14 protein-coding genes are annotated in these 17,869 nt (G+C 52.1%); 1 reads left to right on the forward strand and 13 read right to left on the reverse strand.

Going from position 1 to position 17,869, the window contains the following annotated elements; all coding sequences use genetic code 11:
• Positions 1 to 186 precede the first annotated feature (186 nt).
• The 7 genes from gloC to cmoM form a co-directional block, all read right to left on the reverse strand.
• Complete coding sequence (gene gloC / locus HEN21_RS09880; RefSeq protein ID WP_176252263.1) at positions 187 to 834, reverse strand: hydroxyacylglutathione hydrolase GloC; 648 nt, start codon at positions 832 to 834, stop codon at positions 187 to 189.
• A 26-nt stretch (positions 835 to 860) separates the two neighbouring features.
• A complete protein-coding gene (locus HEN21_RS09885) occupies positions 861 to 1,409 on the reverse strand; it encodes a YcbK family protein (protein WP_001516120.1) in 549 nt (182 codons plus the stop codon).
• 180 nt (positions 1,410 to 1,589) lie between these two features.
• Positions 1,590 to 3,437, reverse strand: a complete 1,848-nt coding sequence (ldtD, locus tag HEN21_RS09890) for a L,D-transpeptidase (protein WP_000926043.1) — start codon at positions 3,435 to 3,437, stop codon at positions 1,590 to 1,592.
• Between the two features lie 255 nt (positions 3,438 to 3,692).
• A complete protein-coding gene (gene mukB, locus HEN21_RS09895) occupies positions 3,693 to 8,153 on the reverse strand; it encodes a chromosome partition protein MukB (RefSeq protein ID WP_176252262.1) in 4,461 nt (1,486 codons plus the stop codon).
• Entirely contained in the window at positions 8,153 to 8,857 is a 705-nt protein-coding gene (gene mukE / locus HEN21_RS09900) for a chromosome partition protein MukE (RefSeq protein WP_010344468.1), read from the reverse strand. The genes mukB and mukE overlap by 1 nt, the downstream gene beginning before the upstream one ends.
• Positions 8,838 to 10,160, reverse strand: a complete 1,323-nt coding sequence (gene mukF, locus HEN21_RS09905) for a chromosome partition protein MukF (protein WP_001288859.1) — start codon at positions 10,158 to 10,160, stop codon at positions 8,838 to 8,840. Before mukF ends, mukE begins: the two co-directional genes overlap by 20 nt.
• Positions 10,157 to 10,942, reverse strand: a complete 786-nt coding sequence (cmoM, locus tag HEN21_RS09910) for a tRNA uridine 5-oxyacetic acid(34) methyltransferase CmoM (protein WP_010349584.1) — start codon at positions 10,940 to 10,942, stop codon at positions 10,157 to 10,159. The genes mukF and cmoM overlap by 4 nt, the downstream gene beginning before the upstream one ends.
• 135 nt (positions 10,943 to 11,077) lie before the next feature.
• Here cmoM and elyC point away from each other — a divergent pair, with 135 nt between their 5' ends.
• The gene (gene elyC / locus HEN21_RS09915) at positions 11,078 to 11,857 is read left to right on the forward strand and encodes an envelope biogenesis factor ElyC (RefSeq protein ID WP_000899559.1); all 780 of its coding nucleotides are present in this window, start codon (positions 11,078 to 11,080) and stop codon (positions 11,855 to 11,857) included.
• Here elyC and HEN21_RS09920 read toward each other — a convergent pair.
• The 6 genes from HEN21_RS09920 to msbA form a co-directional block, all read right to left on the reverse strand.
• Positions 11,834 to 12,727, reverse strand: a complete 894-nt coding sequence (locus tag HEN21_RS09920; protein WP_000436929.1) for a YcbJ family phosphotransferase — start codon at positions 12,725 to 12,727, stop codon at positions 11,834 to 11,836. The genes elyC and HEN21_RS09920 overlap by 24 nt on opposite strands.
• Positions 12,728 to 12,879: 152 nt before the next feature.
• A complete protein-coding gene (gene kdsB / locus HEN21_RS09925) occupies positions 12,880 to 13,626 on the reverse strand; it encodes a 3-deoxy-manno-octulosonate cytidylyltransferase (RefSeq protein WP_000011597.1) in 747 nt (248 codons plus the stop codon).
• Positions 13,623 to 13,805: a protein YcaR gene (gene ycaR, locus HEN21_RS09930; RefSeq protein WP_000350069.1), complete on the reverse strand. Its 183-nt coding sequence runs from the start codon at positions 13,803 to 13,805 to the stop codon at positions 13,623 to 13,625. The genes kdsB and ycaR overlap by 4 nt, the downstream gene beginning before the upstream one ends.
• 51 nt (positions 13,806 to 13,856) lie before the next feature.
• The gene (gene ycaQ, locus HEN21_RS09935) at positions 13,857 to 15,089 is read right to left on the reverse strand and encodes a crosslink repair DNA glycosylase YcaQ (protein WP_176252261.1); all 1,233 of its coding nucleotides are present in this window, start codon (positions 15,087 to 15,089) and stop codon (positions 13,857 to 13,859) included.
• Between the two features lie 35 nt (positions 15,090 to 15,124).
• A complete protein-coding gene (gene lpxK, locus HEN21_RS09940) occupies positions 15,125 to 16,111 on the reverse strand; it encodes a tetraacyldisaccharide 4'-kinase (RefSeq protein ID WP_176252260.1) in 987 nt (328 codons plus the stop codon).
• The gene (gene msbA, locus HEN21_RS09945) at positions 16,108 to 17,856 is read right to left on the reverse strand and encodes a lipid A ABC transporter ATP-binding protein/permease MsbA (protein ID WP_000551252.1); all 1,749 of its coding nucleotides are present in this window, start codon (positions 17,854 to 17,856) and stop codon (positions 16,108 to 16,110) included. The genes lpxK and msbA overlap by 4 nt, the downstream gene beginning before the upstream one ends.
• Between the last annotated feature and the right edge of the window lie 13 nt (positions 17,857 to 17,869).

Consider the following 17,869-nt stretch of genomic DNA (forward strand, 5'->3'; position numbering starts at 1 on the left):
GAGACTGATGACAAATGCAGCATTACCTGATGCGCTACGCTTATCAGGCCTACGCGTCCCCTGCAATATTTTGAATTTGCACGATTTTGTAGGCCGGATAAGGCGCTCGCGCCGCATCCGGCATAAACAAAGCGCACTTTGCCAGAAATCCAGGCCCGCATTGAAAGCGGGCTTTTTTATACGCCTTTACCAGACGGGCATTTCATCTTGCAGGAAGGGATTATGCAGGCGCTCATAACCAAGAGTGGATAATGGTCCGTGACCCGGAATAAATGTCACGTCATCCCCCAGTGGCAGCAATTTATCTTTGATTGAAGAAATCAGTTGATTGTGATCGCCACGCGGGAAGTCACTGCGCCCCACTCCACCTTTGAAAATAACGTCGCCAGAAATGAGCAGTTTTGACTGATTATCAAAGAAGACCACATGACCCGGCGTATGCCCAGGGCAATGTAACACCTGTAAAGTCACATTCCCTATGCTGATAGTGTCGCCTTCGTTCAGCCAACGATCCGGTGTTAGTGGCTGACACTCATCCAGGCCAAACATACGGCTTTGCGCAGGCAAGCCTTGCAGCCAGAACTCATCTTCCTTTTCCGGACCAAGAACCGGCACGCCGTAATGTCGCGCCACTTCCGCCGCCGCGCCAACATGATCCAGGTGACCATGCGTAAGCAGGATCTGCATTAGCGTCAGGCCGCTGGCATCAACTTCCTGTTTGATTTTTTCTGCATCGCCGCCAGGATCAACCAGTGCAGCCAGGCGAGTTTGTTCACACCAGATCAATGAGCAATTCTGGGAGAATGCAGTGACCGGAATAATACGATAATTCATACTGCCCCTGTTTCGTTAAGCGATTGTTACCAGTGCCGTGCTGGCCCGGTATCAATATGCACAAAGTTACTACGTGGGTAATATCCTACACCACCTGCACGCATAGATAACGCGGCTTTGCGAATATTGCTTAACGCGACACCTTCAATATGGAAATCCATCGCCTGGCCTTTGGTGTGATAGCTTTTCTTCGCTACCCCACGACTGTGCGCGCGTAGTTCATTGTTGGTATCAATAGAGCGATAACCGGAAATGAGTTGCACCGGTTTGCGGGTGCCTAACAGCCCTTGCAGGCGATACAACTGGTCGAATAATCCTGGGTCGATGGACTTTATTTTGTTCGCGCGGAAATCGCGGAAAAAATGGTTTAGTTTTGCCAATTCTTCCTGAATATAGCCTCTGCCATCGAAAAACTCCGCTTTAATTGACTCTCCGGTATGGAGATTGTTGAGTGTCAAAATACGCGGACGTGGGGTAGAGAGTGTCGCAAACGCAGGGGTCGGCAAGATGGCGGCACCAAGTGCAACGCCACCAAGCGCCAGCAGTTTACGGCGATTAGCGTCGAATTTGTCCATGATAATCAAGTCTACAGGTCAATGTTATCGTTTATATGCACTTCTGGCGCACAAGAGGCACCTTAACCGCCCATAAAGCTAACGTCAAGATGACTCAATCCCAGCAGTAATGGGGGCTACCGAGAATAACCCCCAATCATGCCAATTATTACGACAACTGATTTACCCGAACTACTTCATTTATCTGATTAATTGTTCCGCTTTCGATACAATTTGCGAGCTGGATCGCGCAGGCAGATCATAATTGTAAATATCTGTACGATATTGAGTACGACCGTCTGCACCGACAAACGCGGTCAGGTAGTAGAGATTAACCGGAATCGACTGACGGATATTGACGTAACGGGTATCTCCCTGCTTCAGGGCGTCGGAAATACGCTTGTCATTCCAGCCTGCATCCTGCAACAGCATATTTGCCAGATCAGATGCCTTATTCACCCGCACACACCCTGAGCTTAACGCGCGTGTATCACGCTTGAACAGATTGTGATTAGGCGTGTCATGCAAGTAGATAGCGTCTGAACTCGGCATATTAAATTTATACCGTCCTAGCGAATTTCGTGGGCCAGGAGCTTGCTGGAAGCGGAACGGTAAATTCGACGCAGTAATCGTTGACCAGTCAACCTGCCACGGATCAATCGCTTCTTTGCTGTTCCAGCCGCGCATCACCGTATAGCCATGACTTTCCAGATAACCCGGATCGTTACGCACTTTTGGCAAAATATCTTTGCGTGCCAGCGTCGGCGGTACGTTCCACGGCGGATTCACCACCACATTGTTTAAAGCACTGCTCATCATCGGTGTTTTTCGGTCAGGACGACCGACAATTACCCGCGAGTCCAGCACCTGATTACCGTTCTGGTAATAGACCAAAGAATAGGCGGGTATATTGACCATGATGCCAGTAGAAAGCTCCGCAGGCAGCAAGCGTAAACGCTGGATGTTGAGTGCCAGCACACCTGCACGCTGAGCTGGCGTTACATTTAACCAGTCCCGCGTTGCCGGGCCGATAGCGCCATCTGCCCCCAATCCTTGCCATGCCTGAAAACGTTTAACGGCTTCCACCAGCTCATTATCGTAGGCGGCGCGTACGGCTGGTGCCGGTTTACTGCGAGCCGTAGTTTGCCTGTCCATCGGCTTAGTTTCCGCTGTTTCGACGGCAACGGCGGACGGACTCACGACTGCATCAGCGGGTGTTTCATCGCCAGGGAGCGCAATTTTCGGTCCGCCTTCGAGCATTCCCGTTCGCTGCAAAATCTCGCGCAGTGCTGGTACATCATTACTCCACTGGCCAGGACGCAGCGTTGCTTTACCGGTCAGTTGTGGCCACGGTTTGGTATCGCTGAGTAAGGTCAATAAAGATTCATGCATCGCGGCATATTGCGGATGCTGCGGAGCCAGTCCTGCAATAAACGTTGGCAACTGACCATTATTTAGCGCCACCTGCCATTGGTTAATGACCGAGAGCGGTGGTGTAGAGAGCACATAAGGTTTACTGCTGTACAACCAGCGCGTACCTTTGACCGGAATGTTAGCAACGAAATGGAGATAGCCCAGCATTGCATCCGACAACACTACGTCGCGTGCCAGACCGTTAACGCCAGGATCAGTCAGTAACTCTACCCATTTGTTAAACTGCGGCTGAAAACCAGCAATCGCCACTTCTGCTAGTTGCTGCTGGAAGGCTTTTACCGCATCACGGTTTTCCCACATCGGCTGCATATCACGTGCGGCATACAGCAGTTGAAGTTGGTTAAGATAAACCGGCTTATAACCTGCGGGTAATTGAGATTCGATTTGTGTGCGAGCGTTTTCCGCCGCACCCTCTGGTAGCGGCTGAAGTCCCGCCATAATTGCCGTAGCTTGCGCTTGCGGCAGTGCATCTCCCTGTTCGCTAACAGCCACCGGGCTGTCGCCAGGGATTACTTCAGGCTCATCAGCCTGCACACTGAACAGTGGAGCGAATGTTACGGCCAGACACAAACTCATTGCCGAAAGCCGACGACCACACATCATGTTAAGCAACATCCCTTGCCCCCTGTTTTTATCATACTTTGAATAGCCAGGCTGCTTTTCTCTACTTGCCTGTACAACGCCAATACTCACGAAAGTATGACGAGCAAGCCTGTTACTTATCAGGCTTACCTTCAGTATATAAACACCGATAGGTTTTTACACAACCTAATGTAAAGAAGTTTAAAGAAAAGCGCGCCGTAATGCGGCATTTTTTTAGTGCAGAAACGGAGTTTTCGGAAAAAAGGCGACATCGCTGCCGCCTTAATCTTAACTTGCCTGGGAAGACGCTTCGTCAGCTCCTAGAAGCGTTTCAGGAAGCTGCGGCGCAAAGCCACGTAAACCAACCACATGTACGTGCTCGGTATTCTGGAATACCTTACGCACCAGTTTGTAGGTGGTGCCTTTCTCCGGGCTAATATTTTCTGGCGCCGCGATGATGAGCTGCATTTGCAAACGCTCACACAATTCAAACAGCGTGGCGATAGAACGAGCATCCAGTCGCGCTGCTTCATCGAGGAACAACAGGCGGCAAGGAGAAATGTCTTTACCGCGCAGGCGGCGTGATTCATCTTCCCAGCTCTGTACCACCATAACCAGAATCGACATACCTGTACCAATTGCTTCACCGGTAGATAGTGCGCCCGATTCCGCACGCAACCAGCCATCGGAACCACGGTTAACCTCAACTTCCATCTCCAGGTAGTTGCGGTAATCCAGCAGTTCTTCACCAATGGTCTGCGGTGTGCGCTGGCCCATATCAATCTGCGGGTTAAGGCGCTGATACAGTTTCGCCAGAGCTTCCGAGAAGGTCAGACGGTTGCTGTTAAACAGATCCTGATGTTGTTCATGCTGTTCAGAAAGGACATCCAGCAGCATGGCGTGAGTTTCACGCACGTTCACGTTCAGACGCACGCTGTTCACCTGACCGAACGACACGTTCTGCAATCCCTGGTTGAGCATACGGATACGGTTCTGTTCGCGCTGAATGGTTTTGCGAATAATGTTCGCCACGCTGCGGGAACTGATCGCCAGTTTCTGTTCGCGGGAAGTTAACTCTTCAGTCAGACGGCTAAGTTCGATTTCCATCTGCTCGATAGCTTCCACCGGATCATCGGTACGAATAATATCCTGACGAATACGTTCGCGCAGATGCTGGTAAACCGCCACGAAGAACTGAATTTTACGTTCCGGACGTTTTGGATCTTCCGACATACGCAGCACGTCGCGTAGATGTTCGTTATCCGCTACCGCCAGACGCAGCGCACCTAACGCCTTATCCGACATGGAACGCAAATCATCAGCGGAGAGATAAGCCAGCTCGCGACGATGTAAGCGGCGCTCAACGCCATTATCTTTCACCATGCGCATGACTGCACACCAGCCCGCTTTGGCGGTCACCACCTGCTCGCGCATCTCAAAGTAATCACGTTCCAGCTTGCGCAGTTTGCGGGTCAGGTTGTCCATCTCCGCTTCGCAGAAGGTAAGTGCTTTTTCCAGTTGGTTGCGACGTGAACGGTTATTGCTCAGTTGCGCATGTAATTCGTCACGGCGAATACGCGCCCGTTCTTCTGCCCCGCTATCGGCACGCACACCGATATCCTGCAATTCGCGTTGCAGATCGTTAAGCAGCTCTTTTTTGGTGTCGTAAGAACTTTTCAGCGAGGCCAGTACCTGGTTGTACTGGCTCAACTGCGCTGCGTGACCACGCAACGCTTCACGAGCGCGGGTACGTTCCGCTTCCGCCTGCTCCAGACGCTCACGCAGTTTTTCGTTGAGATCGCTGTTACCGCTGAGCATTTCTGCCGAGTCGGAGTAGCTAAAGTGCGCACGACGCTGCACCACTTCAGTCAGGGCAAATGCCTGCTGACGGGCATCTCGCTGCATTTGCTGGGAGTACGCGTAATCTTCTTTTAACTGTTCGAACTGTTCCGGGTCGCTCTGCAACACCGAAACCATCGGCTCCAGTTTTGCAAGTTGATTACCGAACTGCTGAACAAAACGCGCGGCTTCCTGTGCTTCATCCAGACGTTCGCGGATTTCATCGACGCGATCCGCCAGGCTGTCATCAGCCAACAGGTTGAGACGCGGCAGAATGCGATTTAGCGCCGTAACGCCCTCTTTCGCCTGCTCAAACTGAATACGCTGCTGCTGGTTATCATTTTCATGATTACTCAACGCACGCTCCAGCTCGACGCGACGGCTGTTGAGTTGGCGGATTTCGGCTTCCGGATCGGACTCAAACGCCACCGCCAGATGGCTGCCGATAAAACGGCTAAATGCCTGATGCAGGCGCTGGGTTTTTTGTACATCAAAGGAGAGCGTAGCAAAACGTTCAGAGAGCACTTCACGCTCGGCATGAAGACTTTCAATACGGCTTTCGCGCGCCGCACGACCAAACAGCGGAACTTCCGGGAAGCGTGAGTAACGCCACTGACGGTCGGCAACTTTCACCACCACCGCTTTTTCCAGCTCATCAACGCTGAACACGCTATCATCGAATGACTGCGGATCACCTTCGATCAGATAGAGATCTTCCGGGCAATCGGTTAAACCTTCCAGTTGTTCGGCAATCTGCGACAGATCCGGCACAACGATCGCGTGGCGAGACGGGCCATATAGCGCAGAGAAGTACGGCGCATCTTCAAGGCTAACGTCGTCATAAATTTCTGACAGCAGCACGCCACCAAAACGTTCTGCCAGCGCATTCAGGCGCTGATCTTCAGAGCCGCCCGGCTGACTTAAACGCTCAATCTCTTCGTCAACGGCGTTTTTACGCGCGCCCACTTCGTCACGTTCAACAATCGCTTCGCGCTCACGCTCCAGCAACTGTTGCATGTATTCAGTGACGTCCTGACTGGAAGTGAACTCTTCACCGCACTGCTCGCTCAACTGATTGAGGCTGTTTTGCGCCGCCAGCCAAACCGGCGCACGCTGCATCAGACTCTGAATGCGTGATTGCAGTTGTTCCTGTTCCTGACGCAGCGCCATGCGCTCTTCACGGGCGTTAGACACGCTGTCAGAAAGAGAGGCAATGCGCGCTTCCAGTTCCTGATGCAGGGCTTCCAGTTCGTCGATATCGAAATTCTTGCCCTGACGTTTGCAGAATTCTGCCAGCAGTCGTTCGGCTTCTTGCTGCTCGCGCAGACGCTGTTCCAGTTCGCTTAAGCGCATCCGTAGCGGCTGAACCTGTTCTGCCAGGTGGCGCTGATCGACCCCTTCGCGCAGCAATTCGCGGGCGACCTCCCACGCTTCGTTACGCGCCAGCGGACCGTTGATTGCTACTACCAATTGATAAGCCTGCTCAAACTGGCTGTGCGCAGTTTGCGCCATACTCATTTTCTGCTCAAGAGAGAGCATTGTTTCGGTCGCTTCCAGCTCTTTCGCCTGGAAGGTTTCCAGCCATTCGGCGGCGCTGTCGGCGGTTAAGTCCGGCAGATGACACAATTCTTTGGCACGATTAAGCGCAGCAATCGCCTGGTTGTACTGGATCGCGCGCGTTTGCTGGACGTCCAGCGCCTGCTGGTAGTCAGCAAGCTGGCTTTTCAGCTCATCCACTTCCAGTTCGGCGGCTTCCGCACGCGCTTCGTTCTCTTCCTGGCGCTCGATGGCTTCTGCCACCACTTCGTTTTGCTCTTCCAGACGGATCTGCAGCTCATCGAGATCCGCTTCGTAACGTTCGATCTTTTCCTGCTGACGCAGTGCAGTCTGCACCAGGTTCAGGTGATCGCTGGCCGCCTGATAATCCGCTTCCAGATCGCCTTCGGCACCGTTGTGCTCTGCCAGCTCACGCGCCATATCGACGTGTTTGTACTGTTCCGCCGCCAGTTGCTGACGCGAAGTATGTAGCTCACGACGAAACTCCAGAGCTTTGTCGAGATGGACACGGCGCTCGTTGGCGTGACGCATGTAGTCCGCCGCCACATAGTTGGTGGCTTCGCTAATCAGATGCTTGAACAAGTCACGGTCAGACTGGGTGACACGAATCGCTTCCAGCGTCATGCGGTTTTCACGCAGCGCCGCTTCCATGTCCTGGAACGCTTTACGCACACCGCTGTTTTCTGGCAGCAGGTAGTCGCGCAGAGAACGGGTAATGGCGCTGGAAATACCGCCGTACAGCGAGGCTTCGATCAGACGATAGAATTTACTACGATCAGAAGCAGAACGCAGACGACGCGCGATGATGCCCAGATCGAACATCAGCGAATGGTAATCGGTGATGGAGTTGAACTGCTTAAACTGCACGCCTTCCATCGCCTCGAGCTTGTCTTTCAGCTCGTTAAGCGGCAGCACGCGCGCCTGACGTTCGTTCAGGGTTTCGGTCACCAGTTGCGTCGGCTGCACCGACATCGGCAAGCCCTGAATGGCAAACGGTTTGATATCAACTTTACGATCGCGCCCGGCAACCTGTTGTAGACGCACACCAACCACCACGCGCTGGTGGCGCGAGTTGATGGTGTCAAGCATCGAATAACAGACCCCCGCTTTTAGCTTACCGTGCAGGCCTTTATCTCGCGAACCGCTGGTAGCCCCGGCTTCCGTGGTGTTACGGAAATGCAACAAGGTCAGGTCGGGGATAAGCGCCGTAACGAACGCCGCCATAGTGGTGGATTTACCCGCACCGTTACCGCCGGAAAGCGTCGTGACCAGCTCATCAAGGTCAAAGGTACGGGCAAAAAAGCCGTTCCAGTTAATCAGCGTCAGTGAGCGAAATTTACCGCGTTCAATCATTATTCTTCCTCTCCGCTATCTGGCTGATTCTCTTCAGTTTCGTCGTTGAGTTGCAGGTGGTTTTCCAGCGACATAGCTTCACCATCGCGAATCAGGCGACGCTGGGCTTCGCGCGGATCGTCGCCCGCACGGACATCCGCACCGAAACGGAACACCGATTCAGTAATGCGGAACTTGCTGCTGTCGTGCCCCATAAACCACACCATGCCTAAGCGGCGCAGACGGTTGAGCGAAGAACGTACTTTTTCCTGCAACTTCTGGCGATCCACGTCCGAACCGGTAGAACGGTTGTTTACCAGTTTCAGCAGTTTCGCTTCATCGGCCAGGGTGAGCAGTTCATCATACAATTCCTGCTGAGTAAAAATCCCCTCGTTCGCCAGCCGTTCCGGGCTGAGATAGAGATAACAGAGGATTTTCCCGACCATCATGTCCAGTTCCGACAATACGGAGCGCGGGATAATAGTGGTAGAACGTGGGCGCAAATAGAAAAAACCTTCCGGCGCGCGAATAAGCTCCACATTATAACGTGCGTAAAACTCTTCCAGATATTCCTGAAAATCCATCAGGAATGCATGATTATCCAGTTCGTCAAGACCGATATGGCGGCCTGAACGCAGGGCGCTATCCAGCGCCGGAAATAACGGATTCGCCAGCGCCTGCGCCAGCTTAACCGGCATCACTTGTTCAATATTTGTCGATGACATGCGCCTGTACCTTGGCTCCGTAATCATTAATCGGCTGCCATTTCGCTGGCAGTCCGGTGAAATCTGCTTGCGCTACGCCGAGGCGTACCGCCTGATCAATAACAATACGCGCAACGTCAAAGTGACGCGCACGTGGATACTGCGCCAGATATTCGCGTACCACCAGACCAAGATCCAGCGGTACTTGTCTGGTTTTGTACACGGCGAGCTGTTCTTCGATGATCGCCGCCAGTTGTTCGCGGATCTCGTTGAACTCTTCGTACTCTAAATCTGGCGGAAGCTCCCCGGTCACTTCTTCGTCGCGCAGTGCCATCTCTTCGTCACGCATATCCAGCAGACGATCGGCATTCGCGTAAGTCAGCGCCCACGGCTCATCAAAATAGGTTTGTACCGACTGACGTAAACGCTGGGCAAAGACGCGGTTTTTATCCATATCGATAGCAGTACGGATAAATTTGTGTACGTGGCGATCGTAGCCAATCCACAAGTCGATAGATTGCTGTCCCCAGCTGATAATACGATCGAGCTTACTTTGCAGATCGAACACCAGACTATCGACAAAATGCAGATCGTCATGCGTCATGGTCGCATCCTGAATGCGCAACAGGTTAGCCTGCAATTTGTCACCCGCCGCTTCCAGCGTATCCTGCAATTCACGCAGCGTACCGGAGGTTTCTGAAAGCAACAATTCGCAACTGGAGATCGCCGCCCGCCAGTCTTTATTCAGCAACTGAGCGATGTCATCTTTCACCTGCTGCTGCTGCTCATCCATCAGACGTTGCGTCAGATCGATGCTGTCGAAAATTTCTGCTACCGAATATTTCAGCGGCGCATAGACATTGCGGTGCCAGTGAAACTCATCACCGCCCTCTTCTGCCGCATCCGCCGCACGCTTCAGTTCGCCTGCAACGATCGACAACTGCATAGAAAGACGCAGCGTAGAAAACTCGCGCTGACGGATATAGTAGTCAGTAATGCCGATGCCAAGCGGCGTCAGACGATATATAGCGTTCCCTTCCGCCTGCTCACTGGTAAAGCGGTTCAGCAGACGTTGACGCACCATGTCGTTGATCGCGTTGTTGGCGCGCACGCCGATGGTTTCGCTGGTTTGCTCAAACGCATCACTCACATGGCGGAATGCATCCACCAGCTCGCCTTCACTCATCTCACCATCCAGACGCTCGCCATTCAGCGTGGCAACCGCCAGCAGAAAAGAGAGTCGGTCTACCGGCAGCGAGATGGAGAAGTCATTTTTTCTGGCCCAGGCAACCAGTTCGGGGACTGTCTGGGAAAATTCACTCATACTTTATCCTTGCTCTGCGGTTTGCGCGCGGTGACATGAATATAACGCCCCAGGCTGATATACGGTTCCTGGCGGCAATAACGCGTTTCTAATTCAAGTAATGCTTCGTAGCAGTCGCGCTGCTGGTGCTTTTCACGCAGATAATCATGAAACACGCGAACGCCGGTTTTACCCATAATTTGCCAGCCAGCTTCTTCCAGCCACTGATATACCTGCGCCGGGTCGCGTGGATAGTCTGGCGAAAGCGTCCGTTTTTTCTTTTTCGGCATTCCCGCCTGCACGTAATCAAAATTCCCTGCGACCATGTTATGCATCAGCAAGCCGTGCGCATTGTAGAACATTAATGACAACATGCCGCCTGGGCGCAACACTGACCACAATGTTTGCAATACGCTGCGGGGGTCAGCCACCCATTCCAGCACCGCATGGAACAATATCAGATCAACGGGCGTTTCCAAATGCGAAGCAACGTCCTGAGCGGCGCAATGTATAAATTGCATGTTGTCGCTCACACCTTTAGCTTCTGCCGCCTGCTTTGCGCGGTCGATCATCTGGGCGGAGAGATCGCATAAAATGACCTGATGCCCACGTTCGGCCATTTTGATCGCGGTCTGTCCTTCACCACCACCGGCATCCAGTACGCACAGTTTTTGCGGCTCCATATCCACCAGCACACGATCGAGATCCTGCCACAGAATAGCCTGCCGAAGCTGTCCTTTGGTGGTGCCGTAAATGTTACGGGAAAACTTTTCCGCAATGTCATCAAAATTGCGATCCTGCATTGCTTTCTCCACCGGTTGGCTAAGACGTTTTCTGATAAAGGCGCTATTTTGTCACAGCCACGGCGAGAATGAACCCGTCTGGTGTAATATCACTGCCGATCCCTCGCTATATGGTTAAAAAAGGAACCAGAAAGGATGCTTTTTACACTGAAAAAAGTGATTGGCGGTATGCTACTGCCACTTCCGCTAATGTTGTTGATTATCGGTGTGGGTCTGGTGCTACTGTGGTTTAGCCGTTTTCAAAAAACCGGAAAGATATTTATTAGCGCAGGATGGCTGGCGCTTTTGTTATTAAGTTTGCAACCGGTAGCCGACCGCCTGCTGCGTCCCATCGAAAGTACTTATCCGACATGGAATAATGCACAAAAAGTGGACTATATCGTGGTGCTAGGAGGTGGTTATACCTGGAACCCGCAGTGGGCACCAAGTTCAAATTTAATCAATAATAGTTTGCCGCGCCTGAATGAAGGTATTCGTTTATGGCGCGAGAATCCGGGATCAAAACTGATCTTCACGGGAGGCGTGGCAAAAACCAATACGGTGAGTACAGCCGAAGTGGGTGCCAGAGTAGCGCAATCGCTGGGCGTACCGCGCGAACAAATTATTACGCTGGATTTGCCAAAAGATACCGAAGAAGAAGCAGCCGCAGTGAAACAGGCAATTGGTGACGCCCCTTTCCTGCTGGTGACATCTGCGTCTCATTTGCCGCGCGCGATGATCTTTTTCCAACGGGAAGGTCTGAATCCGCTGCCAGCCCCGGCGAATCAGCTGGCAATCGACTCACCGCTTAATCCGTGGGAACGGGCAATTCCCTCTCCGGTCTGGTTGATGCATAGCGACCGAGTCGGCTATGAAACGCTTGGTCGCATCTGGCAGTGGCTGAAAGGTTCGTCAGGCGAGCCAGGGAAGGAGTGATTTTGATGCCAGATCGAAGTTGCGCCGGCTAAACCGTCCGGTATTGACCAGTTGCGCAACTTCATCCCATAACACATACAGCCAACGCCGCCAGATGAACGACTCCGCCACTGGCGCGCGTTGCAGGTAACTCCAGAGCAAATCTTCTGCCAGAGTGTTATCCATCAACCGGAACAACTCATACTCACGTGGCGCCCAAAGCATGAGGCCCGGCCCTACCATCGCCAGTAATTGATCGCTACGAGAATCTTTCAACATGCTGCGCAAACAGAAATTGCCATGGATCAGCACACAATTGTCGTTAAATCCTTCAAATAATGCCGGAAGACATTCGCGGGTGCGGAACAGGATACGCTTATCCTGCATCGTTAATCCGGTGTTATGGAACTGATTGAGCGTGGTCCATAGCACTTCAACATGTTGCCGATACCATGAGGGCCAGAAATTTTCCTGAGTATTGTCGACTGCACCGACGCAACCGCGACTGTCCTGTCGGTGCCAGGCCAGCAGAGCTTCAACAATTTGCTCTTTCAGATGATCCCAACGTTCCGGTGTACGCGCGGGGGCTTCCACAGAAACACCACGCATCCGCTCCAGTAACAGGACATCGGGGCCAGGATGTTCTTCGTGTGTCATCACGCCATAGATGGTTGGCATACGAATAGTCCCACTGCGTGCCAGCATGGTGGTTTTCCATGCCAACTGGCGGGCTTGTCCTGGCGTACTAAAGCTTCTCGCCATTAACGGCATTGGGTTTCCCTGGCTGTCATACAAAGCCCACAACGCCGTATCTGCTTTTTCATTGACGCACTCAATACGACTGAGTTTTTCGCCCAGTAAATGGCTTAATTCGGCACGCAGCTGTTCCATTCAGATTACCCTCATAAAAGCTACTGCCTTCATAATGAGCGCCAATGTAAAAGATGTCACCTGAATGAGATCAATTGTTGAAAAGAAAAATGAGGAAAATCGTAACGGTACGACACTCCCCCCACAATCAGGTGGAGTGTCGTGAAATTAGCTTAGAGCATTTCAGCGCGAACGCGCTCGAGATCTTCAGGGGTATCCACTCCTGTACCAGGAACTTCCTGGGCAACAGCAACGTGGATTTTTTCGCCATACCACAGTACGCGAAGCTGCTCTAACATTTCGATGTGTTCTAACGGACTTGGCTGCCAGTTGACATAACGACGGATAAAGCCTGCACGGTAGCCATAAATACCAAGATGACGCAGGAAGTTATCACCAACGGTTTCCAGACCTTTTGCAAAACGGTCACGATCCCACGGAATGGTGGCACGCGAGAAGTAAAGCGCATAACCTTCAGCATCAAGCACCACTTTAACCGCATTCGGATTAAAAGCTTCTTCCGCACTGTGGATAGGTACAGCAAGGGTTGCCATGCCTACTTCACGCTGGGCGAGATTATCAGCAACCTGACGAATGATTGTCGCAGGGATCATTGGCTCATCGCCCTGCACATTAACAATCACCGTGTCGTCGCTGAACGCGCATTTTTCGACAACTTCCGCCAGGCGTTCGGTGCCTGACTGATGATCGGCGCGCGTCATGCACACTTCCCCCCCAGCAGCTTCAACAGCGCGGGCAACATCTTGATGATCGGTTGCTACAATGATGCGATCGGCTCCTGACTCGCGGGCGCGTTCAAGAACATGAACGATCATCGGCTTACCGTTAATATCGACCAACGGTTTACCTGGCAGACGCGTAGAAGCGTAGCGTGCAGGAATAATCACCACAAAACTCATGATTTACTCTCATCAGCAGTCAGTACGCGGGCTTCCGTTTCCAACAGCACTGGGATGCCATCGCGCAGCGGGAAAGCCAGGTTATCCAGTTTGCAAATCAGTTCTTGTTTTTCCTGGTTATACCAAAGTTTGCCGTTGCAAACCGGGCAGGCAACGATTTCGAGCAGACGATGATCCATAGTTCCTCCAGATGGATCGGGTTATGAATGCATAAATCTTATCATAATCATTTATGCCCAGGGGGCTATTTCCCAGCCTGTGCGGCAATCACTAAAGAGACCCTGTGGGCAGCGCCCTAATGTCACTCGCGTTGCCTGCTGCCAACCAGCAAAATCGGTAATCGCCTGGCGTAATCCTTTTTGAAGAGAAGCAGTCAGTTTGATGCCATCCTGTAACCAAAGGGAGATAACTTCAAGGACGCCCGTCTGGCGATGCATTTTGGCATCCATTCGCCCGACTAATTGTCCACGATGCAGTAACGGCAGAACGAAATAGCCATACTGGCGTTTCGGTGCCGGCGTGTAGCATTCCAGCCGGTAGCTAAAATCAAAAAGCTGCTCTGCGCGTTTGCGATCCCAGACGACAGGGTCAAAGGGTGACAGTACAGTGCAATGCGTCGCGGTGAGTTTCCCCGCGAGAGCTGTTTCGAGAAGAGGCAACAAATCAGTATGCAGCCAGAGTTGTCCTAACCTCTCCACATTTACGGGGATAATTTTCCGCTGTTCAGCACGCACATCACGCCAGGCAGCCAGCGCCGGGCGTTTAAGGCGATAGTAATCTGTCAGCCACTGTTCGCGAAATATTCCCAGGCTACGCGCGCTGTTATCCAGCATCGTGATTTCTGCTTCTGTTTGCGAAACGAGGTCACACTTATCATCCCAGTGCGGCATGACGCGATGGGTTAAATCATATATGCGCTGGAAATTACGCCTTTCAATCACCATAACCTTTCCAGCAGTAAACAGCCCTTCCAGATGGCGTTTATGCGGCTTCCACTCCCACCAACCGCTTGCCCCTTTGCGGGGATGAGCAAAATCGGCTGAACGTACGGGTCCGTTATCCTGAATGTACTGAAGTAACTGTTCAATTTCTTCCGCATGTTCCCGCATCCAGGCGTCTTGATATTTCCAGCCCATTTTTTCTGGCGCCAGCATCCGGTGGCGAATGAGATGAAAATCACTACGCGGCATAAAGCAGGCTTCATGCGCCCAGTATTCCATTAATTCGCCATGCGCCAGCGACTCGTCCAGCCACTGCGGAGGATAATTACCCAGACGACTAAAAAGCACCAAATAAGGGCTGCGGGCAACGATATTGATAGTGTCGATTTGCAGCAAGGACATGCGGGAAATAGCTGCCAGAATATCTTGCGGCAACGCGCGACGACGAGATTTTTTTAACAGGCCTTGCGCAGCGAGATGAAGATTACGCGCATCAGCAAGAGAGATATACGGCAGCGTCATTCATGGCTCCATCAATTGAACGCTGCTGCTGCGAATTAGTTGCCAGAAGCCAGCGAGGAAAGTTGCGCGAGCAGTTTCTCTGGCTCAGCGCCCGAAAACTGTGCGTCAACGGGCAAATACCACCAATTTTCTTCTGCAAAGCCCCGGCATTTCACCGCATCTTTTTCAGTCATAACCAGTGTTTGCCCGGCACTTAACAATGCGCTGACATCCACATGATTCAAAGACTGATGATCGGACAACGGCACACATTTTTCCGGTTGCACACCACACATATTCAGCGTGGCAAAAAAGCGCGGCGGATGACCAATCCCCGCCATTGCCACCACATGTTCAAGCTGTGCAATGTCACAACGAGCACCGGTACGCAAATTCACTGCCTGACCCGGTATTAAATTCATCGGAATTTCACCATCACGCGGTACGCCGCCATTGACGATTACCGCATCAACCGATTTTAAACGCCCGGCTCGCTCACGCATTGGCCCCGCAGGCAGCCACCAGCCATTGCCAAAGCGACGCACACCATCAATGACGACAATTTCCACATCTCGTGCCAGACGATAATGTTGTAGACCGTCGTCGGTTACGATGAGCTGCACATCAGGATGTTGCGCAAGAATGGCTTTTACAGCATCAGAACGGACGGGAGAAACTGCAACAGGCGCGCCAGTACGCTGATAAATCAGCACAGGTTCATCACCCGCCTGTGCTGTGGTGGTCTCTGCCGACAATAACATCGGATACGACTCGGCCTTACCGCCATAGCCCCGGGATACAACACCAACACGAACACCGCGTTTTTGCAGTTGTTTTACCAGCCAGACAACGACCGGTGTTTTCCCGTTACCACCTGCGGTGAGATTACCGACCACCACAACAGGCACTGGGGCACGCCATGCGCGCTTCAGTTTTAGTTTATAGCAAAGACGGATAGCGCCACTCACCAGACCATACAACCAGGAGAGTGGCAGCAACAGCCGCCACAAAGGAGATTCACCAGACCAGATTTTTTCGATCATTGACCAAATTGCATTTTGTGAAGTTGCGCGTAGACACCACGGTGCTCAAGCAAATCGTTATGCGTGCCGCGTTCCACAATGACACCATCCTCAACGACCACAATTTCGTCTGCCTTTTCAATGGTAGACAAACGGTGAGCAATCACCAGTGAGGTACGGTTTTTCTGTAGCTCGTCAAGCGCCGCCTGAATCGCACGTTCGGATTCTGTATCCAGTGCCGAGGTGGCTTCATCAAGGATCAGAATTGGACTGTCACGCAACAAAGCTCGAGCAATAGCGATACGCTGGCGTTGACCGCCAGAGAGCAACACGCCGTTTTCACCAATCACCGTATCAAGACCGTTATCCATCTTATTGATAAAGTCCATGGCATAAGCCATACGCGCCGCTTCTTCAATTTGCTCACGGCTGTACTGGTCTGTACGTGCGTAAGCAATGTTGTTGGCAACCGTATCGTTAAACAAATGGACATTCTGCGATACCAGTGCAACCTGGTTACGTAACGACGCCAGGGTATACTCGCGCAGATCGTGACCATCCATCAGGATCTCGCCTTCATCAATATCGTAAAAACGCGTGATCAGGCTGGCGATAGTTGATTTACCCGAACCCGAACGCCCTACCAGAGCCACTGTTTTCCCTGCTGGGATCTTCAGGTTGATATTACGCAGCGCAGGGACTTCACGCCCCGGATAGGTAAAGGTGACATTGCGAAATTCGACGTCGCCAGTAGCACGCTCAATCTCGCGTTTACCTTCGTCTTTCTCCTGTTCACTATCCAGAATGGTAAACAGCGTCTGACAGGCCGCCATACCACGCTGGAATTGGGCGTTAACGTTGGTCAGCGATTTCAGCGGACGCATCAGTGCAATCATCGAAGAGAAGACAACGGTGATCGTACCGGCTGTCAGGCTATCCATTACACTTGGGAAGCTCGCAGCGTAGAGAACAAATGCCAGCGCCAGAGAGGCAATCAGCTGAATGATCGGGTCAGAGATGGAAGAGGCAGATACCATCTTCATTCCCTGCAAACGCATCTTGTTGCTGACCTTATCAAAACGCTTCGTTTCTACTTCCTGGCCGCCAAAAATCAATACTTCTTTATGGCCTTTCAGCATCTGTTCAGCACTGGTGGTCACCTGCCCCATGGTGTTCTGCATGTTTTTGCTGATGCTGCGAAAACGCTTCGATACGATACGAATCGCAATCGAGACGATCGGCGCCAGCACAATCAAAATGATCGACAACTGCCAGCTGTAATAGAACATCATGGCGAACAGACCGATAATGGAAGCACCTTCACGCACCACCGTAATCAGCGCGCCGGAAGACGACGAAGCAACCTGTTCAGAATCGTAAGTAATACGTGAAAGCAGTGTCCCGGTAGACTGTTTGTCAAAAAATGACACCGGCATTCCCATCATGTGGCCGAACAGACGGCGACGCATGGTCATTACCACTTTTCCTGATACCCAGGAAATGCAGTAACTGGAAATATAACTGGTGATACCACGTAAAATCATCAGCCCAATAACCACCAGCGGCATCCACATCAGCACGGAGCGATCGGTTTTACCAAAGCCATCATCGAGAAGTGGCTTAAGGAGCGATAACATGAAGGTATCGCTGGCTGCGTTGAGAATTAACGCTATGCCCGCCACGATCAGACCCGCTTTAAAAGGCGCAATGGTTGGCCACAGTCGGCGGAATGTCTGCCACGTAGAGAGATCTTTGTCGTTATGCATTCAAAAAACCAGC

The sequence above is a fragment of the Escherichia sp. 93.1518 genome, from assembly GCF_013368915.2.
Lineage (GTDB): Bacteria > Pseudomonadota > Gammaproteobacteria > Enterobacterales > Enterobacteriaceae > Escherichia > Escherichia ruysiae.

Coding starts and splice junctions, on each gene's coding strand:
- mukE (WP_010344468.1), bottom strand. CDS start 8,857: ATGTCATCGACAAATATTGAACAAGTGATGCCGGTTAAGCTGGCGCAG.
- HEN21_RS09920 (WP_000436929.1), bottom strand. CDS start 12,727: ATGGAACAGCTGCGTGCCGAATTAAGCCATTTACTGGGCGAAAAACTC.
- ycaQ (WP_176252261.1), bottom strand. CDS start 15,089: ATGACGCTGCCGTATATCTCTCTTGCTGATGCGCGTAATCTTCATCTC.
- gloC (WP_176252263.1), bottom strand. CDS start 834: ATGAATTATCGTATTATTCCGGTCACTGCATTCTCCCAGAATTGCTCA.
- mukF (WP_001288859.1), bottom strand. CDS start 10,160: ATGAGTGAATTTTCCCAGACAGTCCCCGAACTGGTTGCCTGGGCCAGA.
- elyC (WP_000899559.1), top strand. CDS start 11,078: ATGCTTTTTACACTGAAAAAAGTGATTGGCGGTATGCTACTGCCACTT.
- ycaR (WP_000350069.1), bottom strand. CDS start 13,805: ATGGATCATCGTCTGCTCGAAATCGTTGCCTGCCCGGTTTGCAACGGC.
- ldtD (WP_000926043.1), bottom strand. CDS start 3,437: ATGTTGCTTAACATGATGTGTGGTCGTCGGCTTTCGGCAATGAGTTTG.
- mukB (WP_176252262.1), bottom strand. CDS start 8,153: ATGATTGAACGCGGTAAATTTCGCTCACTGACGCTGATTAACTGGAAC.
- HEN21_RS09885 (WP_001516120.1), bottom strand. CDS start 1,409: ATGGACAAATTCGACGCTAATCGCCGTAAACTGCTGGCGCTTGGTGGC.
- lpxK (WP_176252260.1), bottom strand. CDS start 16,111: ATGATCGAAAAAATCTGGTCTGGTGAATCTCCTTTGTGGCGGCTGTTG.
- cmoM (WP_010349584.1), bottom strand. CDS start 10,942: ATGCAGGATCGCAATTTTGATGACATTGCGGAAAAGTTTTCCCGTAAC.
- kdsB (WP_000011597.1), bottom strand. CDS start 13,626: ATGAGTTTTGTGGTGATTATTCCTGCACGCTACGCTTCTACGCGTCTG.
- msbA (WP_000551252.1), bottom strand. CDS start 17,856: ATGCATAACGACAAAGATCTCTCTACGTGGCAGACATTCCGCCGACTG.